The following is a 22655-nucleotide window of genomic DNA, read 5'->3' on the forward strand; positions in this document are numbered from 1 at the left end:
GCCGGGGGCGGGGCGGCCGGGGGCGGTTCAATCTTCCGCCCGGCCTCCCCACATGGAGCGATGACAGACAAGGCGGAGGCGGATGGCGGCAGGATTCGGTCTGCCCGGGTTGGACCTGCTCGGGCAGGGGCTGACCCGGCTCACCAGCGAGGCGGAACGGGCGCTCAACGAGACGACGCTGCGGATCGCCATCACCGGCCTCAGCCGCTCCGGCAAGACGGTGTTCATCACCTCCCTCATCGCCAACCTGCTGGCCATGGGGCGGGGGCGGGACACGCTGCCGGCGCTGCGCCGCCGCATGGCGGAGGAGGGGCGGCGCATCCAGGCGGTGCGGCTGGAGCCCGCCGGCACCCAGGCGCTCGACTGGTTCGACGCCGCCGACAAGCTGCGCGACCTGGCCGGCGCCACCCCGCACTGGCCGCCCCGCACCAGCGACCTGGCCAGCGCCACCCTGACCCTGGTGGTGGAGCGGCCCGGCGAATGGGGCCGCTGGCTGCCGGCGCGCCGGGTGCGGCTCGAGATCCTGGACTATCCGGGCGAATGGCTGCTGGACCTGCCGCTGCTGGACCAGAGCTACGAGGAATGGTCCGCCGCCACCCTGGCGCAGCTCCGGCAGCCGCCGCGCGCCGCCCTGGCCGGGGATTTCCTGGCCTTCCTGGCCGGGCTGGACCGCAACGCGCCGGCCGACGATGCCGTGGCCAAGCGCGGCTTCCTGCTCTACCGCGACCTGCTGGCGGCGGCGCGGGACCGGCACGGGCTGCGCTGGCTGCAGCCGGGGCGCTTCCTGGTGCCCGGCCCCAAGGGCGAGAGCCCGATGATGTGGTTCTTTCCGCTGGCGGGGCAGGGCAGCGCGGGTGCGGGCAGCCTGCGCGCCGCCCTGGCCGAGCGGTTCGACGCCTATCGCGACGATATGCGCCGCAGCTACTTCGACCCCTGGTTCGCCCGCTTCGACCGGCAGGTGGTGCTGGTCGATGCGCTGGGCGCGCTCTGCGCGGGCGAGGGCGCCTTCACCGATGCGCGGCAGGCGGTGGCGCGGATCGCCCAGGCCTATGACGCCCGCTCGCGCTCCCGCTGGCTCGGGCTGCGCACGCTGAAGCGCGTGGCCTTCGTCGCCACCAAGGCGGACTATGTGCCGCAGGCGCAGCGCGAGGCGTTTCTCGGCCTGTTCCGCGGCATGGTGGGCCTGGGCGGTGGCGCCGGAGACCCGGCCGTGACGCATGCCGCGCTGGCCGCGCTGCGCTGCACGGAGGAGGGCGAGTCGCCCGCCTCGGGCGCGCCGGTGGTGTATGGCGTGCCGATGGGCGAGGCGCGGCGGCGGCCCTTCCGCCCGGGGCAGATCCCGCCGCAGCCGCCCGCCCCGGGCGATGCCTTCTGGCGCCGCCCCTATTTCGAGCTGCCCGTGTTCCGCCCGCCGGTGATCGACCCGGACGGGCGGGAGGGCCTGCCGCACCTGGAGATGGACCGGCTGATCGCCTGGCTGCTGGAGGATGCGCTGTGACCTGCCTGGATGTCCTGCTTCCCCGGAGTGCCCGATGAACGCCGGCCCCGGCTGGGACGACGAGCCCCAACGCCCCGTGCGCGCCCCCACCCGCGCGCCGGATCCGCGGCGCCCGCCCGGGCTTGCGCCCGATTCCGGGCTCGGGGTCATGCCCGATGCCATGCCGGGCGCGGCGCTGGGCCCCGGCCTCGGCCAGCCCACCGAGGGCGGGCTGATCCGCCATGGCGAGCCCATGGCGCTGCAAGGGCCGGATGCGGTGCGGAGCGCCGGCTGGCTCGCCTCGCTCGGCACGCTGGGGCTGGCCGCGGCGCTGCTGGTGCTGGGCAGCTTCGGCCTGTGGCTGGGGCTGATGGTGAACGACCTGTTCGCCGCCTCGCCGGTGCTGGGCTGGCTGGGCAGCGCGCTCGGCCTCGGCGTGGGCGGGTTGCTGGCGGTGGCGGCGGGGCGGGAATGGCGCGCGCTGCGCCGGCTCGACTCGCTGGAGCGGCTGGCCGCCCGCGTGCGCGAGACGCCGGACGCCGCCCCGCCGCCGCCCGCCCTGCTGGACTGGGCGGAGGCCGTGGCGCGCCGCCTGCCCGAGGCGGTGCCCGCCGTGGCCACGCTGCGCCGCGCCGCCACCATGGCCGAGGCGCGCGGCCTGCTCGCCGCCGGGCTGCTGCCGGTGCTGGACGCGCGGACCCGGAGCCTGGGCGGGCAGGCGGCGCGGCAGGTGTTCCTCGCCACCGCCGTCATCCCCTCGCCCGTGCTGGACGCGCTGGCCATGGGCTGGCTCGGCCTGCGGCTGATGCGGCAGGTGGCGGTGCTGCACGGGGTGCGCCCCGGCACGCTGGTGCTGGGCCGGCTGCTGCGGCGGCTGGCGCTCTCGGCCGGCCTCGCGGCGGGCGCGGAGGTCGTGACGGAGGCCGGTGTCGAGCAGCTGGTGGAGGGCCATGCGGCGAAGCTCGCGGGCGGTGCGGCGGGAGCGGCGGTGGCCGCCCGCCGCATGGTGCGCCTGGCCGGCGCCACCGCCCTGGCCTGCCGCCCGCTCTGAACGGACAGAAAAAAGAAGGGGTCCAGGGGAATTCCTTCCCCTGGCCTTGCTTGCAGCTTTCCGGCCGCGGCGCACATGCTGGGCCATGCCCGACGGTGCCCAAGAGCTGACCCTGCACCTGCATCCCGCCATCGCGGAGATCCCGCCCGCCGAGTGGGATGCCTGCGCGGGCGACGAGAACCCCTTTGTCAGCCACGCCTTCCTGTCGGCCCTGGAGGAGAGCGGCTCGGCTTCCGCCCGCACCGGCTGGCTGCCGCAGCACGCCGCGTTGCGCGACCCGGCCGGCCGCCTGCTCGCCGTGGCGCCCGCCTATGCCAAGAGCCACTCCTATGGCGAATACGTGTTCGACCATGCCTGGGCCAATGCCTTCGAGCGGGCCGGCGGAAGCTATTATCCCAAGCTCCAGGTGGCGGTGCCGTTCAGCCCGGTGCCCGGCCCCCGCCTGCTGACCCGCCCCGGCGCCGGCCTGCCGCATGGCGCGCTGGCCCAGGCGCTGGCCCAGGCCACGGAGCAGCTCGGCCTGTCCTCCGCCCATGTCACCTTCTGCACCGAGGCGGAGTGGCACGCGCTGGGCGAGGCGGGCTGGCTGCGGCGCCTCGGCACCCAGTTCCACTGGAGCAACGAGGGCTATGGCGGCTTCGAGGACTTCCTCGGTGCCCTGTCCAGCCGCAAGCGCAAGCAGCTGCGGCGCGAGCGGCGGGAGGCGCAATCGGCCGGCCTCGCCTTCCGCACCCTGCGCGGGGCCGAGATCACGCCGCGCCACTGGGCCGCCTTCCACCGCTTCTACATGGACACGGTGGACCGCAAATGGGGCAGCGCCTATCTCACCGCGCGCTTCTGGCCGCTGCTCGCCGAGCGGCTCGGCGACAGGGTGGTGCTGATGGTGGCCGAGCAGGATGGCCGCCCCGTGGCCGGCGCGCTGAACCTGATGGGGCGGGACGCGCTCTATGGCCGCAACTGGGGCACCACGGTGGAGGCGCCCTTCCTGCATTTCGAGCTCTGCTACTACCAGGCCATCGACTTCGCCATCACGCATGGGCTGAAGCGCGTGGAGGCGGGGGCGCAGGGGCAGCACAAGATCCAGCGCGGCTACCTGCCGGTGCCCACCTATTCGGCGCACTGGATCGGGCATGGCGGGCTGCGCCGCGCCGTGGCCCAGTTCCTGGAGGCCGAGCGCCCGGCCATGCTGGAGGAGATGGCCGCCCTGGCCGGGGCCTCGCCCTTCCGGCAGGAGGACTGAGCCGCCCCGCTCCCGGGCCTGGCCGCCCTCCGGCTTGGCGGGGCCCCGGAAGCCTGCGACCCTGCGCGCCCCTCCTCGCCGGGCCGGAGCCGCATGCTGACCGCTTACCTCCAACTGGGCGCCTCCATGGCGCTGGTCGGCCTCAACGTGGCGGTGGCGAAGCTGCTGGCCGGCGCCCTGCCGATCGCGCTGATCGTGCTGCTGCGCTGCCTGCTGGCCTGCCTGGTGCTGTGGCCGCTGGCGCGGCTGCGCGAGGGCGGCGCGCGGCCTTCCGGCGCGGCGCTGCGCAACCTGGCGCTCCAGGCGGCGCTCGGCACCCTGCTCTACAACGCGGCGCTGCTCACGGGGCTCCGCCACACCTCGGCGCTGGAGGCGGGGCTGGTGCTGGCCACGCTGCCGGCGGTGATCGCGCTGGGTTCCGCGCTGTGGCTGCGCGAGGCGCTGGCGCCCGGGCAGTGGGCGGCGTCCGGCCTCGCCATGGGCGGCATGGCGGCCATCACCCTGGCGCGGCTGGCGGGCGGGGACGGGGGCGGCGGCAGCCTGCTCGGCAACGCGCTGGTTTTCGTCGGCGTCTGCGGCGAGGCGGCCTATGTGCTGCTGGCCAAGCGCCTGTCCGGCCGCGTGCCGGTGATCACCGCCAGCCTCTGGATGCAGGCATGGAGCGCGGCGCTGGTGCTGCCCTTCGCGCTGCCGGTGCTGGGCGGCGTGGCGGCGCTGGCCTCCCCGGAAGTGTCCGCGCTGCTGGTGTTCCACAGCCTCACCGCCTCGGTGCTGTGCCTGCTGCTCTGGTATGCCGGGCTGCGGCGCGCGCCGGCGGGGGTGGCGGGCGTCTTCACCGTGTTCCTGCCCGCCACCGCGGCGCTGGTGGCGGTGGCGCTGCTGGGCGAGCACTTTACGCCGCTGCACGGGGCGGGGCTGGCCCTGATGCTGGCCAGCATCGGGCTGGCCACCTGGCCCCGGGAGAGGCGCCCGTGAGGGCCTGGGTTTCCTGCACCGGCGCGGCGCTGCTGGCCGGGGATGCCACGGGCTGGGCGGCGCGGCTGGCCCATGCCCAGGCCGGGCAGATGTCGGAGGTGCAGCGGGCGCAGCGGGAAAGCTGGCGCGCCCTGGTGGTCACCCTGCAGGCGGCGCTGCGCGAGGCGGGCGGCGAATCCTGGCAGGTGCTGCTGGAGCTCGACCTGCTGCGGCTGGAAAAGCGCATCGACGCCGTGCTGCTGACCGACCGCGCCATCCTGGTGCTGGAATACAAGCACGGCGCCGCCGGCTTCGCCGCGCCCGACCTGGCGCAGGTGGAGGATTACGCGCTCGACCTGTTCGACTTCCACGCCGCCAGCCGGGCGCATCCGGTGGTGCCGGTGCTGCTGGCCAGCGGTGCCGCGCCGCCGGCCAATGCCTGGCCGCTGTTCTTCCAGGGTGTCACGCCCGTGCTGCGCGCCAATCCATCCAGCCTCGGCGCCCTGCTGCGCGACATCCAGGCCGCCATCCCGGCGCCCGCCGCGCCGCTCGACCCCCTGGCCTGGGGCGCGGCGCCCTACCGGCCAGTGCCCACCATCATCGAGGCGGCGCGGCGGCTGTTCGACCGGCACGGGGTGGAGGCGATCGCCACGGCGCGGGCCGGTGCGCGCAACCTCACCCGCACCACCGATGCCATCCGCCACGCCATCGGGGGTGCGCGGGCGGCGGGGGAGCGGCGCGTGGTGTTCGTCACCGGCATTCCCGGCGCGGGCAAGACGCTGTGCGGGCTGAACCTGGCTTTCGGCCCCTGGCCGGATGCCGGGGCGGAAACGGGCGCCGCCTTTCTCACCGGCAACGCGCCGCTGGTGGCGGTGCTGCGCGGCGCGCTGGAGCGGGACGCGCGGGACCGGCAGGGCCGCGGCGCCCGCCAGCCGCGGCGCGAGGCGCGCACCGTGCTGCAGAACGTGCACCGCTTCCTGGAGCACCATGTGCGCCACGCTGGCGAGGCGCCGCCAGAGCATGTGGTGGTGTTCGACGAGGCCCAGCGTGCCTGGGACGCCGCCCAGGCGGGGCGGGACACGCAGCGTCGCAGCTCCATCCTGTCCACCTCCGAGCCCGGGCACATGCTGGAGATCATGGCGCGGGTGCCGGGCTGGTCGGTGATCGTGGCGCTGATCGGCCAGGGCCAGGAGATCAACACGGGCGAGGCGGGGCTGGCCGAGTGGGGAAGGGCGATCGCGGCCGGCGGCGGGGCGTGGCGGGCGGTGGCGGCGCCGCGCGCGCTGTCCGCCACCGAGCCGGCGCAAAGGCTGGCGGAAGGCCATCCGCCCTGGCTGGCGCTGGACGAGGATCTGGACCTCGTCGTGCCGATCCGCTCCATCCACCACGACCGCGGCGCGCAATGGGTGGCCGCCGTGCTGGAGGAGCGGCCGGAGGAGGCCGCCGCCATCGCCGCTGGCGGCGGGCTGCCCTTTTTCCTGACGCGCGATCTGGGCGCGTTGCGGCAGGCGCTGCGCGAGCGGGCGCGGGGCCTGCGGCGGGTCGGGCTGGTGTGCTCCGCCAAGGCGAAGCGGCTGCGGGCCGAGGGGTTGGGCGCGCAGCTGCACGGCGCGGATGACGAGGTGGTCAACTGGTTCCTGTGCCGCTGGCCGGATGTGCGGGCCTCCGACGCGCTGGAGGTCTGCGCCACGGAATATGCCTGCCAGGGGCTGGAGCTGGATTCGGTGGGCCTGGCCTGGGGCGGCGACTTCATTCGCGGCGCGCAGGGCTGGCAGGCGCGTCGCTTCGCCGGCACCGCCTGGCAGCGCGTGGCCTCGCCCGAGACGCGGCGCCACCTGCGCAACACCTACCGCGTGCTGCTGACGCGCGCGCGCCAGGACACGCTGATCTTCGTGCCGCGCGGCGATGCCGGGGATGCGACCCGCCCGCCCTCCGAGGCCGATGCCGTCGCCGCGTACCTGCAACGCTGCGGCGTGGCGCTCCTCTGAACTTGCAGAAAGAAGAAGGGCGCGGACGTGTACGTCCGCGTGGGGGAATTCATTCCCCCGGCCTTGTGGGCAACACCCATCCCTTTCTCGCGTTGGCCTCCGGAAAGCCACGCAGCGGAAGGGGAACGGCCATGGCCAAGACGGTCGGGGATTTCGTCTGGGAGCGCCTCGGGCAATGGGGTGTCAGGCGGGTCTATGGCTATCCGGGCGATGGCATCAACGGGCTGATCGGCGCGCTGGACCGGGCGAAGGAGGAGATGCCCTTCGTGCAGGTGCGGCACGAGGAGATGGCGGCCTTCATGGCCACCGCCCATGCCAAGTACACGGGCGAGGTGGGGGTGTGCCTGGCCACCTCCGGCCCCGGCGCCATCCACCTGCTGAACGGGCTTTACGACGCCAAGGCCGACCACATGCCGGTGCTGGCCATCGTCGGGCAGCAGGCGCGGGCGGCGCTGGGCGGGCACTACCAGCAGGAGGTGGATCTCGCCGCGCTGTTCGGCGATGTCTGCGCCTATGTGCAGCAGGCCAGCGTGCCGGAGCAGATCCGCCACCTGATCGACCGCGCCATGCGCGTCGCCCAGGGCGAGCGGAAGATCGCCTGCCTGATCCTGCCCAACGACCTCCAGGAGCTGCCGGCGGTCGAGGTGCCGCCGCACGCGCACGGCACCATCCACAGCGGCGTGGGCTATGCCGCGCCGCGCGTGGTGCCGGAGCCGCAGGCGCTGCAACAGGCGGCCGAGGTGCTGAACGCCGGCGAGCGGGTGGCCATGCTGGTCGGCGCCGGGGCGCTGGGCGCCACGGACGAGGTGCTGGCGGTGGCGGACATGACGCAGGCCGGCATCGCCAAGGCGCTGCTGGGCAAGGCCGCGGTGCCGGACGACCTGCCCTGGGTGACGGGCTCGATCGGCCTGCTCGGCACCGAGCCGTCCTGGAAGATGATGCAGGAATGCGACACGCTGCTGATGGTGGGCAGCGGCTTCCCCTATTCCGAGTTCCTGCCCAAGGAGGGCGCGGCGCGCGGCGTGCAGATCGACCGCGATCCCTCCATGCTCAGCCTGCGCTACCCGATGGAGGTGAACCTCGCGGGCGACTCGGCCGCCACGCTGCGCGCCCTGCTGCCGCTGCTGAGGCGCAAGGAGGCGGGCCGGTGGCGCGGCCGCATCGCCGGCTGGACGGAGGACTGGTGGGCGCTGCTGGAAAAGCGCGCCATGCAGAAGGCGGAGCCGATCAACCCGCAGCGCGTCTTCTGGGAGCTGTCCCGCCGCCTGCCGGAGCGAGCGATCATCGCCGCCGACTCAGGCTCCACCACCAACTGGTACGCGCGCGACGTGAAGCTGCGGCGGGGGATGATGGCCACGCTCTCGGGCGGGCTTGCCAGCATGGGGTCGGGGATGCCCTATGCCATCGCCGCCAAGTTCGCGCATCCCGAGCGGCCGGTGGTGGCCATCGTGGGCGACGGCGCCATGCAGATGAACGGCATGAACGAGCTGCTCACCGTGTCGCGCTACTGGAAGGAATGGGCCAACCCGCAGCTCGTGGTGCTGGTGCTGAACAACCGCGACCTGAACCAGGTGACCTGGGAACAGCGCGCCATGGGCGGCGATCCCAAGTTCCTCGGCTCGCAGACCCTGCCGGAATTCTCCTACGCCGCCTTCGCAGAGCTCGCCGGGCTGCGCGGCATCGCGGTGGACGACCCGGAGCGGATCGGCGCCGCCTGGGACGAGGCGCTGGCGATGGACCGGCCCGTGGTGCTCGACTTCCGCACCGACCCCAACGTGCCGCCGCTGCCGCCGCACATCACGCTGAAGCAGGCGCGCGCCTTCATGAGCAGCATGTTCGGCGAGCCGGAGCTTGGCAGCGTGCTGGCCAACACCGCGCGGCAGGTGGCCAGCCGGGTGCTGCCGAAGCGGGAATAGCCGCTTTGCCACGGTGCCGGGCCCAAACCGGCCCGGCTGGCGGCCAAGCAAGCTTTTTCAAGCGCTTTCCTTCTATTGCAAGCCCTTGTCGTGGTAGGCTGAGACACCCGCTCAGCAACAGACGACTGAGGCCATGCCGCGCGCCCTTGCCGATCGTTCCTCCGACCCGTCCTCCGGCAGCGCTGGGGGCCGCCTGGCCGCCAGCACGCGCCGCTTCGCCTCCCCCGCCGTGCAGGCCGCGCTGCGGCGGCGCGGCGCGGAGCTGCTGGGACTGGTGCTGGCGCTGGGCGGGCTCGGCCTGCTGCTGGCGCTGATCAGCTACAACCCCGCCGACCCGTCGCTGAACACCTCCGCCACCCGGGCGCCCACCAACCTGGCCGGGCCCGGGGGCGCCATCGTCTCCGACCTGCTGCTGCAGGGCTTCGGCTGGGGCGGCTACCTGCCGGTGGGGGTGATGCTGGGCTGGTCCTGGCGGCTGGCGACGCATCGCGGGCTGGCGCCCTTTGTCGGCCGCGTCGCGGCGGTGCTGGCGGCGGCGCCGCTGCTGGCCGCCGCCTTCGCCCTGGCCCCGCTGCCCGAGGGCGCGCCCACCCTGGCCGGGCCGGGCGGCGCCGCGGGCGAGCTGCTGCTGGGCAAGGTGCTGGGGCTGGCGGGCGGGGTGTTCGGCCCCTTCGGCTCGGTGATCGGGCAGGTGGGCACGGTGGCGCTGGCCGGCTCCCTGTCCTTCGCCGCGCTGGGCGTGCCGCTGCTGGCCTGGCGCCAGGCCGGCCGCGTCGCCGGCCATGCCGCCCGCAGCGGGGCGGGCATCACTGGGCGCGTGCTGCGCCGCACCGTGGCCGCCCCGGCCGCCCCGCCGCCCCACTACGCGGCACCCTGGGAAACGGATGAGGAGGCGGAGCGCGGCCCCGGCCTCGGCGCCCGGCTGGCGGCGCCGTTCCGCGCCATGGGCGGCATGCTGGCCCGCCGCCGGGCGGAGGCGCCCTCGCCGCAGCTGGCGGCCATGCTGCGCGCGGCCGATGCCGCCGCCGCCGATTCGCCGCCGCCCCATGCCGGGTTGCGTGGGCCGCGCCAGGCGCCGGTGGTGCCGCCGCCCGGCCGCCGCGCCGCCGCGCCGCATTTCGAGGCGGAGGACGAGGACGACGAGGCCCTGCCGCGCCTGATGCCCGAGGCCACGCCCGAGCTGCGCGCTCCGCGCGGAGGGGAGCGCGGCCCCGAGCGCGGTTCCGAGCGCGGTTCCGAGCGGGGCGGCGAGCCGCGTGCCATCGCCGCCCGGGGTGGCGATCTGGAGCTGCCGCCCCCGCCGCCCGTGCGCAGCGCGGCCCCGCCGCCGCGCCCGGCCGAGCCGGCGGCGCCCCGCCGCCCCGTCCACCCCGAGCCGCAGCCGGCGGCGCAGTTCCAGCTGCCGCCGCTCGACCTGCTGGTGCCGCCCCCCGCGCGCCGCGCCAGCGGCCCGGACGAGGCGGCGCTGCAGGCCAATGCGCGGCTGCTGGAAACGGTGCTGGAGGATTACGGCGTGCGCGGCCGCATCGTCGAGATCCGCCCCGGCCCGGTGGTGACGCTCTACGAGCTGGAGCCGGCGCCCGGCACCAAGTCGGCCCGCGTCATCGGCCTGGCCGACGACATTGCGCGCTCGATGAGCGTGATGGCGGTGCGCATCGCGACCGTTCCCGGCCGCAACGTCATCGGCATCGAGCTGCCCAACGCCAAGCGGGAGATGGTCTACTTCTCCGAGATGATGGCGGCCGAGGACTGGGTGCGCCACAACGCCCGCCTGCCGCTGGCGCTGGGCAAGGACATCGGCGGCGCGCCGGTGATCGCCGACCTCGCCCGCATGCCGCACCTGCTGATCGCGGGCACCACCGGCTCGGGCAAGTCGGTCGGCATCAACACCATGATCCTGTCGCTGCTCTACCGCTTCAGCCCGGACGAGTGCCGCTTCATCATGATCGACCCGAAGATGCTGGAGCTGTCGGTCTATGACCGCATCCCGCATCTGCTGGCGCCCGTCGTCACTGAGCCGCCCAAGGCGATCGGCGCGCTGAAGTGGACGGTGCGCGAGATGGAGCGGCGCTACCGCGCCATGAGCCAGCTCGGCGTCCGCAACATCGGCGGCTACAACGAGAAGGTGCAGGCGGCACTCGCCCGCGGCGAGGTGCTGACGCGCCGCGTGCAGACCGGCTTCGACCCCGACACCGGCCGCCCGGCCTTCGAGGACCAGCCGCTCGCCTTGCAGCCGCTGCCGATGATCGTCGTGGTCATCGACGAGATGGCCGACCTGATGATCGTCGCCGGCAAGGAGATCGAGGCCGCCGTGCAGCGCCTGGCGCAGATGGCGCGCGCCGCCGGCATCCATGTCATCATGGCGACGCAGCGGCCCTCGGTCGATGTCATCACCGGCACCATCAAGGCCAACTTCCCGACGCGCATCTCCTTCCAGGTGACCAGCAAGATCGACAGCCGCACCATCCTGGGCGAGATGGGCGCCGAGCAGCTGCTCGGCCAGGGCGACATGCTGCACATGGCGGGCGGCGGGCGCGTCGCCCGCGTGCACGGCCCCTTCGTCTCGGATGCCGAGGTGGAGAAGGTGGTGGAGTTCCTGCGCGAGCAGGGCGAGCCCGCCTATATCGAGGAAGTCACCGAGACCGAGGACGAGGAGGGCGGCGATTCCGGCCTGTCCGGCATCGCCGGCGCCTCGGATGGCGAGAAGGGGCTGTTCGACCAGGCCGTGGCGCTGGTGACGCGGGAAGGCAAGGCTTCCACCTCCTTCATCCAGCGGCACCTCTCCATCGGCTACAACCGCGCCGCCAAGCTGATCGAGCAGATGGAGAAGGAGGGCGTCGTCGGCCCGGCCAACCATGTGGGCAAGCGCGAGGTGCTGGCGCGCCGCAGCGACGATGACTGAGCGGGACGGGGGGAGGGCCTCCTCCCCCGCTTCCCTGGCGGCTGCCGGCGGGCCCCGCTTCGCCATCCGCCGCCTCGTGCCGGACGAGGCGGCGCTGTTCCGCGCGCTGCGGCTGGAGGCGCTGGAGCGCCACCCGGAGGCCTTCGGCGCCAGCCTGGAGGACGAGGCGGCGCAGCCCGATTCCTGGTTCGCGGCGCGGCTGGAGGCGGGCATCGTGCTGGCCGGATGGCTGCCGGGCATGGAGGCGCCGGCCGGGCTGATGGCGCTGGCGCTGCCGCGGGCGGAGAAGACGCGGCACAAGGGGCTGCTGTGGTCGGTCTATCTGCGGCCGGAGGCGCGCGGCCATGGGCTGGCGCCGGCGCTGCTCTCGGCGGTCCTGGCCGAGGCGCGGGGGCGGGTGGAGGAGGTGCGGCTGTCCGTGGTGGCGGGGAACGACCGCGCCCGGCGGCTTTATGAGCGGGCGGGCTTCACCGCCTGGGGGCTGGAGCCGCGCGCCCTCAAGCTGGGCGGCCGCTACTACGACGAGGTGCTGATGCGCTTCCGCTTCCCCGGCGGCTGATCCGGCCGGGGCGGCTCCTCCTCCGGCGTGCGCGCCAGCCCGATCCGGCGCAGCCGGCACGAAAGCCGCGGGTCCGCCGTCAGCACGGCGAAGGGGATGCCCAGCAGCAGCGGCGCGACGAAGGGCAGGCCCCAGGCCCAGGCCGTGCCGCCCGCCGCCACCAGCGCCGCCATCAGCACCGCGCCGAGGAGCGTGGGCGCCCGGAGCAGCCGCGCCGCATCCGCCCAGCGCACGCCCAGCGCATCGCGGTTCTGCGGCTGCCAGCCGGCGCGGCCGGCGAAGGGCAGCGCCAGCAGGAACAGCGCCTTGCTGGCCAGGCTCACCGGGTCCAGCAGGGTGGTGAAGCCGATCTCGGCCAGTGCCCCGCGCAGCACGGCGCGGCGGCCGCCATAGGGCGCCGCGCGCTCCGGGCGCAGCATCAGCTCCAGGTAGCCCGCGAGCTTCGGCGCGTGGATCGCGGCCCCGTTGGCCAGCAGCAGCGCCGCCAGCGGCCCGGCGGGCGTGGCCGCGCCGCCGCCCGTGGCGGCGTTCAGCACCGCCGCCACCAGCACCAGCAGCCAGAGCGGCGCGGACAGGAAGAGCAGGATGGCCTGGACGAGCTGCCAGCGGCCCATCGCCGTCAGGCCCGGCAGCCGCAGCAGGTGCCAGTACTGCATGTTGCCCGCGCCCCAGCGCCGGTCGCGGAGGATGAAGTCCGGCAGAGTGGGCGGGTTGCCTTCCAGGCTGCCCTCCTCGATGGGCAGGCAGCGCACCTTCCAGCCGGCGGCGTGCAGCCGCACCGCCTCGATCTGGTCGTGGCTGAGGATGGGGCTGCCACCGGGCAGCGCCTCCAGCCGGGCATGGGCGCGGAAGGGTGCCACGCGCAGCAGGGCGTTGTGGCCCCAGTAGGGGCCCTGGTCGAGCTGCCACCAGGCCTGGCCCGTGGCCCAGCTCCGCATGCCGGCGCGCATGCCGAACTGGAACAGGCGGGTGAAGGCGCTGCGCGCGGGGCGGCCGACGATGAGCTGCTGCAGGATGGCCAGCCTCGGGTCGGCCTCCATCGCCGCCACCAGCCGCAGCACCGCCTCGGCCGACATCTCCGAATCGGCGTCGAGGCACAGGAAGAACTCCTGGTCGCCGGCATGGTGGTCCAGGAAGTCCATCACGTTGCCGGCCTTGAAGCCGGTGTTGCGCGTGCGGCGGCGGTAGCGCACCGCCACGGGCCGCCCCGCCCGCAGCCGGGCGAAGCCGGCGATGCCCGCCTCCTCCCGCGCGGCGAGGCCGGGCTCCTGCGTGTCGGACAGGAACCAGAGGGTGAAGCGGTGGCCCGCCCCGGCCGCCTCCAGCCCGTCCAGCAGCCGGGCGAGGGGCGGCAGCACCGCCTCCATGGCCTCGTTGCGCAGGCAGACAAGGATGGCGGTGGCGGCGCGTGGCGGCGGCGGCGCGGCGCGCAGGAGCTGCGGCACCACCAGCGCCGCCGGCTCCGCCGCCCGCAGCCGCAGGGCGAGGCCCAGCAGCGCGTTGCCCGCGCAAAGGCAGCTCCAGGGCAGGGTGCCGAGCCAGGCGGCCAGCAGCACCCATTCCCAGGCCGTCCAGCCGCCCGGGGCCAGCACCCGCAGCATCAGCAGCAGCAGGCCGAGGCCGAGCGCGAGGCAGAGAAGCAGGAAGGCCAGGCGGCGCAGGCCTGGCCGCTCGGGCGGCAGGGGGGGGAGCGGCGCGGGAGGGGTCACGCGCCGCTTCTGGCGGGGGATCGTGGCGGGATTGCGCCGGCCTCATGAAAGATGCGGCGCGGCATCAGCCTTTCCCGGCCGTCCCGCGCCTCAGGCGGGCGCGGGAACGCCGAGCGAGGCGGCGGTCTGCAGCAGGCCCGTCCAGGTGTCGGGCTGCAGCGGCACGCCATGGGCCAGGCGCTCGGCGCGGGTGCGGGCCTCGGGCTCGCCGGGCAGCAGCACGGGCTGGCCGGGCCTGGCGGGGCGGCTGGAGGCCACCCACTCCACATAGGCCTGTCCCATCTCCTGGAAGGCGGCCTCGGTGCCGAAATGCGCCGGCGAGAGATAGATGGAGAGCATGCCGTTGGCGATGCGCCCGCGCCCTTCCACCGGCCCCGAGGTGCCGCCCGCGGTGAAGGCGCCGGCCAGCAGCTCGCACATCAGCGCCAGGCCCGAGCCCTTGTGCTCGCCGAAGGCGCGGATGGCGCCGGCGCCGCCCGCCGGGTTGCGCGGGCCGATCGGCGGGTAGTCGCCATACAGGGTATGCGGGTCGCCCGAGAGGGTGCCGTCCGGCTCGATCAGCGCGTCCTTCGGCAGGGCCTTGCCGCCATTGGAGGCGACCAGCACCTTGCCTTCCGCCACATGCGAGGTGGCGAAGTCCAGCACCACGGGCCGCCCTTCCAGCGGCGCGCCGATGGCGATGGGGGCGGTGGAGAAGCGCCGCTCCACGCCGCCGAAGGGCGCGACCAGCACCGAGCCCGCCACGTTGACGAGGTGGATGGAGATCAGCCCTTCCGCCAGCGCCATCTCGGCATAGTGGCCGATGCGCCCCACATGCCCGGCATTGCGCAGCGCGATGACGGCGGCGCCGTGCTGCTTCGCGCGGGCGATGCCGAGCTCCGCCGCCTGCCGCGCCACGGTCTGGCCGAAGCCGAAATCGGCGTCCAGCAGGGCGAAGGCGCCGCCATCGGTGACGACCCGCGCGGTACGGCCGAAATGCACATGCCCGGCCCGGTGCCAGTCGATGTAGCGCGGCACCCGCACCACGCCGTGGCTGTCATGCCCGGCGAGGTTGGCGCCGAGCAGGTGCTGGGCGATGCCCGCCGCCTCGTCGGCGCTGCTGCCGGCGGCGACGAAGATGTCGCGCACCAGCGTTTCCAGGGTTTTGGCGTCGATCAGCACGGGGGGATGGGCGTCCATGGGGCATTTCCTGCACGTTTCTTGATGCGTGCAGCATGGCGCACGGGGCGCGCTTGGCAAGCCATGCCGCGCCCCCCAGGCCCGCCCTTCTCAGGGGATCGCGGCCACCTTCTGGGCGTGGGCCGCCTGGAAGCGGTTCCAGGTGGGCGTCACCAGCATCTCGTTGATGCAGACCCGCTCCGGCATGTTGGCGACGAACAGCACCGCCTGCGCGATGTCCTCCGGCTGCAGCATCCGCGCCCGCTCCTCCGCCGGCACCGGCTCGGGGCGGAAATCGAGGATGGGGGTCACCACCTCGCCCGGGCAGATGCAGGTGGAGCGGATGTTGTGGATGCCGTTCTCGGCGTTGAGCGAGGCGGAGAGGGCGACGAAGCCGCTCTTGGCCGCGATGTAGCCGGGGCCGGAAACCGCCGAGACGCCCTTGCCCGCCATGGAGGCGATCTGCACGATCAGCCCGCCGCCCCGCGCCTTCATCCCCGCCAGCACGGCGAGGCTGGTGAGGAAGGGGGCGCGCAGGTTGCCATCGACCAGCGTGCCGACATCGGCGGGCGAGAGCTGGTGCCAGTGGCGGCGCGGCACGTTGACGCCGGCGTTGTTCACCAGCAGGCCGATGCCGCCCAGCGCCTCCGTCACCTCGGCCGCGGCGCGCTCCACCGCCGCGGCGTCGGTCAGGTCGGCGGTGACGATATGCGCCTCCGCGCCTCCGGGCAGCAGCGCCGCCGTCTCCTCCAGCGGCGCGCGGCGGCGGCCGGTGAGCGCCAGGCGCCAGCCCGCGCCGGCCAGCGCCACCGCGACGGCGCGGCCGATGCCGGTGCCGGCACCCGTCACCCAGGCTGTCTTGTCCATCCCCTGCCTTCCTTGCTTCATGCCTACAGGACGCGCCCCGATTGCGGGTCCAGGATGTGCATGTTGCTCATGTCCACCGCCATCGGCAACGGCTGGCCCGGCATGGCGGGCGCCAGGGGGTCGACCCGGCCGCAGATCTCGGCGCCGGCCATCCTGAAGTGGACCAGCGTTTCCATGCCCATCGGCTCGGTCACCTCGGGCGTCGCGGTCATCGGCGCGAAATGCGGGCGGTCGAGGTTCTTGGCTTCCGTCAGGTGCTCGGGGCGGATGCCGAGGAGCACCTCCCGCCCGGCCAGCCCCTGGTAGCGCGCGGTGCGCTCGGCCGGCACGGGCAGCACGATGTCGCCCGGCAGGTGGAGACGCAGCGCGCCGGCGCCGTTCTCCAGCCGGCAGGGGATGAAGTTCATCGCCGGGCTGCCGATGAAGCCGGCGACGAAGCGGGTCTTGGGGTTGTGGTAGAGTTCCTGCGGCGAGCCGACCTGCTCGATGATGCCGCCATTCATCACCACCACCCGGTCGGCCAGCGTCATCGCCTCCACCTGGTCGTGCGTGACATAGACGGTGGTGGTGCGCACCGTCTGGTGCACCTTCTTGATCTCGGTGCGCATCTGCACGCGCAGCTTGGCGTCGAGGTTGGAGAGCGGCTCGTCGAACAGGAACACCTTGGGGTCGCGCACGATGGCGCGGCCCATGGCCACGCGCTGCCGCTGCCCGCCCGAGAGCGCCTTGGGCTTGCGCGCCAGCAGCGGCGTGATGTCGAGGATGCGCGCGGCATTGTCCACGCGGCGCTTGATCTCGTCCTTCGGGAACTTCCGCAGCATCAGCCCGAAGGCCATGTTGTCGAAGACCGTCATGTGCGGATAGAGCGCGTAGTTCTGGAACACCATGGCGATGTCCCGGTCGCGCGGCGGGACGTCGTTGATCACCTTGCCACCGATGGCGATCTCGCCGTCCGAGATCTCCTCGAGCCCCGCGATCATCCGCAGCGTGGTGGACTTGCCGCAGCCGGAGGGGCCGACCAGCACGACGAACTCGTGGTCCGCGATATCGAGGTCGATGCCCTTCACGGCCTGCACGCCGCCCTCATAGGCCTTGACGACCTTGCGGAGCGTTACCTGCGCCATTCTTTCGTTTCCTCGCGCTTGAGTTTCGGCGCCGCGATTCACGCCCTCGGCCATCCGGCCTCCGGCGATCGCGGCGTCAGCCCTTGGTGGCGCCGGCCGTCAGGCCCGCGATGTAGTAGTCCATGAGGAACGCGTAGACGAGCAGCGGCGGCAGCGCGGCCATCAGCGCGCCGGCCATGATCTTGCCCCACTGGAAGGTGTCCGCCCGGATCAGGTCGGAGACGATGCCCACCGTCAGCACCATCTGGTCCGAGGAGACCAGGAAGGCGATCGGGTAGATGAAGGCGGCCCAGGAGACGGTGAAGGCGAAGATCATCGCCGCCAGGATGCCGGGCAGCGCCACGGGGATGAAGATCTTCCACAGCATCTGGAGGTGGCTGGCGCCGTCGATCAGCGCCGCCTCGTCCAGCTCCTTCGGGATGGAGGCGAAGTAGCCGATCATGATCCAGGTGCAGAAGGGCACCGTCAGCGTCGGGAAGATCAGCACCATGGCCCAGAGGTTGTTGTAGAGGCCGAGGCCGCCGATGATCTGGAACATCGGGATGAAGAGCAGCGTCTCCGGCACCAGGTAGGTGAGGAAGACGCCGGTGGCGAGCGTCGCGCTGCCCCAGAACTTCATCCGTGCGAGTGCGAAGGCCGCCATCACCGAGATCACCATGCTGATGGCGACGGTGCAGGCGGTGACGATGACCGAGTTGCGGAAGTGGACCAGGTAGTTCCCTTCCGTCAGCAGCTCCCAGTAGTTCTGCAGCGTCGGCGCCGCGACGATCCACGGGTTGCCGGACAGGTCGGCGATCTCGCCCGAGCTCTTCAGGCTCGTCATCAGCATGTGGAAGGGCGGCGTCATGAAGAAGACGACAAAGACGGCGAGCGCCACATAGGCGCCGATCAGCGCCCAGCGCCGCTCCCGCCGCAGGCTGCCATGCCGGATCTCGGCGGGGACGAAGGGCGTCGCGGTGGTGCTGCTCATCTCACGCCATCTCCTTCGAGCGCCGGTTCACCCCGCGCAGGGTGAAGATGGCGAACACCGCCAGCAGCGGAAACATGAACAGGCTGACCGAGGCGCCGAGCGGGATGTCGCCCGACTGGATGCCCACCTGGAAGGCGTATGTCGCGAAGACATGCGTGGTGTCCTGCGGCCCGCCATTGGTCAGGATGCGGACGATATCGAAATTGGCGAAGGTGACGATCAGGCTGAACAGCACGGTGATCGAGATGATGTTGCGCATCATCGGGAAGGTCACGTAGCGCAGCTTCTGCCAGCCGCTCGCGCCGTCGATCGCCGCCGCCTCGTAGAGCTGGTCGGGCACCGACTTCAGCGCGGCGAGGTACATGATCATGAAGAAGGGCGAGCCGTACCAGACATTCACCAGGATCACCGAGAAGCGCGCCCAGCCGGCCTGGCCGAGCCAGGGCACCGGATCGACGCCGATCCCCATCAGCGCCCAGTTGAAGGCCGAGTAGGACGGGTCGAACAGCCACCACCAGGCCAGCGTCGAGATCGCCGGCGGGATGACCCAGGGCACCAGCAGCATGCCGCGCCACTTGCGCTGCCCCTTGGCGGGAAGCGCGTGCAGCACATGGGCCAGGATGAAGCCGATCAGCGCCTTCAGCAGCACCGCCGAGACGGCGAACAGCACCGACTGGAACACCACGTTCCAGAAGGTCTCGCGCGACAGCAGGAAGGTGAAGTTCTCCCAGCCGATGAAGCGCGTCATGCGCCGGTTCAGCGTGGAAAGGTAGATCGCGTAGAGGAACGGATACACCACCAGGCCGAGGATCAGCAGGATCAGCGGCAATGTCAGCAGGAAGGCCACGGTGGAGTTCCGGCGCGACAGGCGCTTCAGCGCGCCGCCGCGCGGCGGTGCGGCGGCGGCCGGCGCGGCCGGGGCGGAAAGCGTGCCTTGGGACATGTCAGACTCCCTCGCGGTTGCGGGAGATGATGCGGGGCGCGCGGGCCGATGCCGGCCCGTGCGCCCCCCTTCAGCCTATGGCCGGCGCGGCCATCAGCCGCGCTTGAAGCCTTCGATCTCGCGCTCCGCCCAGGCGATGGCGCGGTCCGGCGTCTCGTTGTTCTGCACGACGCGGGCGATCATCTTGGCCTGGATGCCCTGGTTGTACATCTGCACCGCGATCTCGGGCGGCGCCGGGTAGCAGGCGATGAACTGCTGCGCGTTGTGGTGCGGCTTGACCGGGTAGTTGAACACCACGCCCGGCGGCGGGCCTTCCGTTTCCCAGGTCTTGAAGTCGGTCATGCTGGTGAAGGGCGGGATGTCGTAGCCGTTGCTGGCCTTGACCATCAGCTCCGCCTGCTCGCGCTGGCTGAGGTATTCCACCAGCGCCTTGGCCGCGCCCTTGTTGCGGCTGAAGCTCCACACGCCCCAGAAATAGGGCAGGTAGGGGGTGAAGCGCCCCTGCGCGCCGGCCGGGGCGGGGAAGCTCCAGCACTGCTCCGCCACCTGCGGCGCGTCGCGCTTGGCCACCGCCCAGGCGGAGGGCGGGTTGAAGATCAGCGCCGACTTGCCGGAGATCAGCGCCCGGTTGTTCGAGGCGTCGTCCCAGGAGAACACGTCGCCCGGCAGGAAGGCGCAGAGCTGCTTGGCGTATTCCAGCACCTTGCGCACATTGTCGGACTTGGCGGTGATGTCGCCCTTGCCGTTCACCAGCTCGGCGCCGAAGGAGCGGAACAGGCTGCCGATCCAGTCGGTGGCGTCGGTGAACTGGCCGATCGGCAGGCCGAAGGAGAAGCCCGCCTTGTGGCTGGCCTCCGCCGCCTTCAGGAAGGTGTCCCAGTTCCAGTTGCCGGCGGCGCTGCCGGGATTGGCGTTGGCCGGGAACATCTGCTGGATGTCGATGCCGGCATGCTGCTTCAGCAGGTCCATCCGCCCGAGCGCCGGCTTGTTCTGGCTGCCGGAGATGGCCGGCACGGCGCGCCACTTGCCCTCCACCTTGGCCAGGTACTCGACGATCGGGTTCAGCGCGCCGTACTTCTCGCCGAGCCGGCCCATGATGTCGTCCATGGGCTCGAGCTGGTCGGCCTTGGCATGCACCTCCCAGGTGGGGAAGGAGAGCATGTCGTGGCCCTGCCGCGCCTGGCTCTCGGCCGCGATGGTCAGCAGGTTCTTGTTGCCGACCGAGGTGATGAAGTCGAGCTGGATCTCGACCCGGTTCTTCTGCCCCCAGTCCATGACGATGCGGCGCATCTCGTCATTGCCCGCGGGCACCCAGTGGTCCCACAGGCCGAGCGCCAGCCTGCCGCCGGAGCTTTGCCCATGCACGTTCACCAGGGGCAGGGTGCTGGCCGCGACGCCCAGCGCGCCCGCGCGCAGCACGCCACGACGGGAAATCCCGTTGCCTTCCATTCCGTAACCTCCTTGCACGGGCGGCATCCGCCGCCACGGGCCTTATGGCCACTCGTTGCGGAGGTGAGGTTAGGCGTTGGCCGCGCGTCCTTGCAACGTTTCCCGCAACGGCCCGGCACGGCTTGCGGCCATTTCATCGCGCACCCAGGATGCGGCCCATGCAGACCGAGACGTTCGAGGCCCTCGTCATCGGCGCCGGCATGGCCGGGGCCACCGCCGCGGCGCATCTGGCCGCCAGCCGCCGCGTGGCGCTGCTGGAGGCGGAGGAGAGCGCCGGCTACCACGCCACCGGCCGCTCCGCCGCGCTGTGGGAGCCGAATGCTGGCAATGCCGACACCCGCGCCCTGACGCGCGCCGCGCGCGGCTTCCTGGAAGCGCCGCCGCCCGGCTTCTCCGCCGTGCCGCTGCTGCGGCCGCGCGGCGCCCTGCACCTGGCGCCGGAGGGGCAGCTTCCGGCGCTGGAGAAGGCCCTGGCCGGCTGGACCGGCCTCCGGCCCATCGCGCCCGGGGCGGCGCGCGCCATGGTCCCCGCCCTGCGCCCGGGCTACGCCGCCGCCGCGGCCTGGGAGCCGGAGGTGATGGACATCGACGTGGCGGCGCTGCACCAGGGCTTTCTCGGCCAGTTCCGGCGGGCGGGCGGCGCGCTGGCGCTGCGCCACCGGGCGGGGCGCATCTGGAAGCAGGCGGGGCTGTGGCGGGCCGAGACCTCCACCGGCGCCGTGCTCGCCGCGCCCGTGCTGGTCAACGCCGCCGGCGCCTGGGGCGATGCGGTGGCGCGCGCCGCCGGGCTGCGCCCGCTCGGCCTGCGGCCCCTGCGCCGCACCGCGCTGATCATCGACCCGGCGCCCTGGCCAGTGGCGGACTGGCCGCTGCTCGGCGACATCGGCGGCAGCTGGTATGCCCGCCCCGAGGCGCGCGGCCGCCTGATGCTCTCCCCCGCCGACGAGACCGATTGCGAGCCCTGCGACGCCCGGCCGGAGGAGCTCGACATCGCCATCGCCGTGGACCGCCTGGCGGGGGCGCTGGATGTCGCGGTGCGCCGGGTGGAGCATGCCTGGGCGGGGCTGCGCAGCTTCCTGCCCGACCGCTCCATGGCGATCGGCCCGGCCGAGGAGGCCGGCTTCTTCCACATGGTCGGCCAGGGCGGCTATGGCATCCAGACCGCGCCGGCCCAGGGGGCGCTGCTGGCGGCCCTGGTCAATGGCGAGGAGCCTGGGCCGCTGGCCGCCATCCTGCCGCTGGTCGATCCCCGCCGCTTCCACGAGGTGATTGCATGAACGCCCCCCTCCCGCCCCCCGCCGCGCCTGCCTGCCCCACGCCTGCCTCCGCCGCGCCGCTGCCCGCCCATGCCGATGTGCTGGCCGCCGCCGGGCGCCTGCGGGGCCGGGTGGTGCGCACGCCCATGCTGCGCCACCCGCTGCTCGACGAGATCGCCGGCGGCACCGTGCTGGTGAAGCCCGAGCCGCTGCAGCGCACCGGCAGCTTCAAGTTCCGCGGCGCCACCAACGCGGTGCTGCGGCTGACGCCCGCGCAGCGCGCGGCGGGGGTGGTGACGCATTCCTCCGGCAACCACGGCCAGGCCGTGGCCTGCGCCGCCGCCGCCGAGGGCATCGCGGCGCTGATCGCCATGCCGCAGGACGCGCCCGCCATCAAGGTGGAGAGCACCCGCCGCTGGGCCCCCGAGATCACCTTCTTCGACCGCGCCACCACCGACCGCGAGGCGCTGGCCGCGCGGCTGGCGGCGGAGCGCGGCGCCACCGTGCTGCCGCCCTTCGACCACCCGGACGTCATCGCCGGCCAGGGCACGCTGGCGCTGGAGCTGGTGGAGGATGCGCGCGCGGCCGGCCATGCGCTGGACGCCCTGGCCGTCTGCACGGGCGGCGGCGGGCTGATCGCCGGCTGCGCGCTGGCCGTCGAGGGCGCCTCGCCCGGCACCGAGGTGTGGGCGGTGGAGCCGGAAGGGTGGGACGACACCGCCCGCTCGCTCGCGGCCGGCGAGCGGCTGGCCAATGACGGCCGGGGCGCGCCGCTGTGCGACGCGCTGCTTTCCATGCGGCCCGGCGCGCTCACCTTCGCCATCAACCAGGCGCGGCTGAAGGCCGGCGTGGCGGTGACGGAGGCGGAGGTGTTCCGCGCCATGCGGCTGGCCTTCGAGGCGCTGAAGATCGTGGTGGAGCCGGGCGGCGCCGTGGCGCTGGCCGCCGTGCTGGCCGGCAAGGTGCCGGCGCGCGGCCGCACGGTCGGGCTGGTGCTCTCGGGCGGCAATGTCGATCCGGCGGTGTTCGCCCGCGCCCTGGCGGCATGAGGGGGCCGCTGCGCCGGTTCCGCATCAGCACCGCCTCGTTGCT

The 22655-nt window shown here is 73.5% G+C and carries 17 protein-coding genes; 10 read left to right on the top strand and 7 right to left on the bottom strand.

What is annotated here, in order from left to right; all coding sequences use genetic code 11:
- The first annotated feature begins 82 nt into the window (after positions 1-82).
- From CR162_RS15645 to CR162_RS15680, 8 genes are all read left to right on the top strand, one after another.
- Positions 83-1498, top strand: coding sequence for a YcjX family protein (locus CR162_RS15645; protein WP_245870409.1), 1416 nt, complete (start codon positions 83-85; stop codon positions 1496-1498).
- Positions 1499-1532: 34 nt separating this feature from the next.
- A complete protein-coding gene (locus CR162_RS15650; protein WP_176559871.1) occupies positions 1533-2528 on the top strand; it encodes a DUF697 domain-containing protein in 996 nt (331 codons plus the stop codon).
- 85 nt (positions 2529-2613) lie between these two features.
- Positions 2614-3768, top strand: a complete 1155-nt coding sequence (locus CR162_RS15655; protein WP_099096471.1) for a GNAT family N-acetyltransferase — start codon at positions 2614-2616, stop codon at positions 3766-3768.
- Positions 3769-3861: 93 nt separating this feature from the next.
- Complete coding sequence (locus CR162_RS15660; protein WP_245870410.1) at positions 3862-4743, top strand: DMT family transporter; 882 nt, start codon at positions 3862-3864, stop codon at positions 4741-4743.
- Positions 4740-6710: a DUF2075 domain-containing protein gene (locus CR162_RS15665; protein WP_099096472.1), complete on the top strand. Its 1971-nt coding sequence runs from the start codon at positions 4740-4742 to the stop codon at positions 6708-6710. The genes CR162_RS15660 and CR162_RS15665 overlap by 4 nt, the downstream gene beginning before the upstream one ends.
- A 131-nt stretch (positions 6711-6841) precedes the next feature.
- Complete coding sequence (locus CR162_RS15670; RefSeq protein WP_099096473.1) at positions 6842-8626, top strand: thiamine pyrophosphate-requiring protein; 1785 nt, start codon at positions 6842-6844, stop codon at positions 8624-8626.
- A gap of 133 nt (positions 8627-8759) precedes the next feature.
- Positions 8760-11528 (top strand): FtsK/SpoIIIE family DNA translocase, encoded by a 2769-nt coding sequence (locus CR162_RS15675; protein ID WP_141563175.1) that lies wholly within the window; start codon positions 8760-8762, stop codon positions 11526-11528.
- Entirely contained in the window at positions 11521-12087 is a 567-nt protein-coding gene (locus CR162_RS15680) for a GNAT family N-acetyltransferase (protein WP_099096474.1), read from the top strand. The genes CR162_RS15675 and CR162_RS15680 overlap by 8 nt, the downstream gene beginning before the upstream one ends.
- On the opposite strand, the gene mdoH is transcribed toward CR162_RS15680, so the two are convergent.
- From mdoH to CR162_RS15715, 7 genes are all read right to left on the bottom strand, one after another.
- On the bottom strand, positions 12045-13796 hold the full coding sequence (mdoH, locus tag CR162_RS15685; protein WP_245870412.1) for a glucans biosynthesis glucosyltransferase MdoH: 1752 nt from the start codon (positions 13794-13796) through the stop codon (positions 12045-12047). The genes CR162_RS15680 and mdoH overlap by 43 nt on opposite strands.
- 90 nt (positions 13797-13886) lie before the next feature.
- On the bottom strand, positions 13887-14975 hold the full coding sequence (locus CR162_RS15690; protein ID WP_099096476.1) for a malate/lactate/ureidoglycolate dehydrogenase: 1089 nt from the start codon (positions 14973-14975) through the stop codon (positions 13887-13889).
- A gap of 90 nt (positions 14976-15065) precedes the next feature.
- Positions 15066-15821 carry an SDR family oxidoreductase gene (locus CR162_RS15695; protein ID WP_218014913.1) on the bottom strand — a complete coding sequence of 252 codons (756 nt, stop codon included), beginning with the start codon at positions 15819-15821 and terminating at the stop codon, positions 15066-15068.
- 23 nt (positions 15822-15844) lie between these two features.
- On the bottom strand, positions 15845-16945 hold the full coding sequence (locus CR162_RS15700; RefSeq protein WP_099096478.1) for an ABC transporter ATP-binding protein: 1101 nt from the start codon (positions 16943-16945) through the stop codon (positions 15845-15847).
- A gap of 76 nt (positions 16946-17021) precedes the next feature.
- Positions 17022-17915, bottom strand: coding sequence for a carbohydrate ABC transporter permease (locus tag CR162_RS15705; RefSeq protein WP_099096479.1), 894 nt, complete (start codon positions 17913-17915; stop codon positions 17022-17024).
- Position 17916: 1 nt separating this feature from the next.
- Complete coding sequence (locus tag CR162_RS15710) at positions 17917-18858, bottom strand: carbohydrate ABC transporter permease (protein ID WP_099096480.1); 942 nt, start codon at positions 18856-18858, stop codon at positions 17917-17919.
- Positions 18859-18951: 93 nt separating this feature from the next.
- Positions 18952-20307 carry an ABC transporter substrate-binding protein gene (locus CR162_RS15715; RefSeq protein WP_099096481.1) on the bottom strand — a complete coding sequence of 452 codons (1356 nt, stop codon included), beginning with the start codon at positions 20305-20307 and terminating at the stop codon, positions 18952-18954.
- A 158-nt stretch (positions 20308-20465) separates the two neighbouring features.
- Between CR162_RS15715 and CR162_RS15720 the strand changes: the two genes are divergently transcribed.
- Both CR162_RS15720 and CR162_RS15725 read left to right on the top strand, forming a co-directional pair.
- Positions 20466-21584: an NAD(P)/FAD-dependent oxidoreductase gene (locus CR162_RS15720; RefSeq protein ID WP_245870414.1), complete on the top strand. Its 1119-nt coding sequence runs from the start codon at positions 20466-20468 to the stop codon at positions 21582-21584.
- Positions 21581-22612 (top strand): threonine ammonia-lyase, encoded by a 1032-nt coding sequence (locus tag CR162_RS15725; RefSeq protein ID WP_099096483.1) that lies wholly within the window; start codon positions 21581-21583, stop codon positions 22610-22612. The genes CR162_RS15720 and CR162_RS15725 overlap by 4 nt, the downstream gene beginning before the upstream one ends.
- Positions 22613-22655 lie beyond the last annotated feature (43 nt).

It is taken from the genome of Teichococcus rhizosphaerae (assembly GCF_002631185.1).
Taxonomy (GTDB): domain Bacteria; phylum Pseudomonadota; class Alphaproteobacteria; order Acetobacterales; family Acetobacteraceae; genus Pseudoroseomonas; species Pseudoroseomonas rhizosphaerae.

What these genes read in the sequence shown, in the direction of transcription:
- CR162_RS15645 (WP_245870409.1), top strand. Translation starts at nt 83, where the DNA reads ATGGCGGCAGGATTCGGTCTGCCCGGGTTGGACCTGCTCGGGCAGGGG.
- CR162_RS15650 (WP_176559871.1), top strand. Translation starts at nt 1,533, where the DNA reads ATGAACGCCGGCCCCGGCTGGGACGACGAGCCCCAACGCCCCGTGCGC.
- CR162_RS15655 (WP_099096471.1), top strand. Translation starts at nt 2,614, where the DNA reads ATGCCCGACGGTGCCCAAGAGCTGACCCTGCACCTGCATCCCGCCATC.
- CR162_RS15660 (WP_245870410.1), top strand. Translation starts at nt 3,862, where the DNA reads ATGCTGACCGCTTACCTCCAACTGGGCGCCTCCATGGCGCTGGTCGGC.
- CR162_RS15670 (WP_099096473.1), top strand. Translation starts at nt 6,842, where the DNA reads ATGGCCAAGACGGTCGGGGATTTCGTCTGGGAGCGCCTCGGGCAATGG.
- CR162_RS15675 (WP_141563175.1), top strand. Translation starts at nt 8,760, where the DNA reads ATGCCGCGCGCCCTTGCCGATCGTTCCTCCGACCCGTCCTCCGGCAGC.
- CR162_RS15680 (WP_099096474.1), top strand. Translation starts at nt 11,521, where the DNA reads ATGACTGAGCGGGACGGGGGGAGGGCCTCCTCCCCCGCTTCCCTGGCG.
- CR162_RS15690 (WP_099096476.1), bottom strand. Translation starts at nt 14,975, where the DNA reads ATGGACGCCCATCCCCCCGTGCTGATCGACGCCAAAACCCTGGAAACG.
- CR162_RS15695 (WP_218014913.1), bottom strand. Translation starts at nt 15,821, where the DNA reads ATGGACAAGACAGCCTGGGTGACGGGTGCCGGCACCGGCATCGGCCGC.
- CR162_RS15700 (WP_099096478.1), bottom strand. Translation starts at nt 16,945, where the DNA reads ATGGCGCAGGTAACGCTCCGCAAGGTCGTCAAGGCCTATGAGGGCGGC.
- CR162_RS15705 (WP_099096479.1), bottom strand. Translation starts at nt 17,915, where the DNA reads ATGAGCAGCACCACCGCGACGCCCTTCGTCCCCGCCGAGATCCGGCAT.
- CR162_RS15710 (WP_099096480.1), bottom strand. Translation starts at nt 18,858, where the DNA reads ATGTCCCAAGGCACGCTTTCCGCCCCGGCCGCGCCGGCCGCCGCCGCA.
- CR162_RS15715 (WP_099096481.1), bottom strand. Translation starts at nt 20,307, where the DNA reads ATGGAAGGCAACGGGATTTCCCGTCGTGGCGTGCTGCGCGCGGGCGCG.
- CR162_RS15720 (WP_245870414.1), top strand. Translation starts at nt 20,466, where the DNA reads ATGCAGACCGAGACGTTCGAGGCCCTCGTCATCGGCGCCGGCATGGCC.
- CR162_RS15725 (WP_099096483.1), top strand. Translation starts at nt 21,581, where the DNA reads ATGAACGCCCCCCTCCCGCCCCCCGCCGCGCCTGCCTGCCCCACGCCT.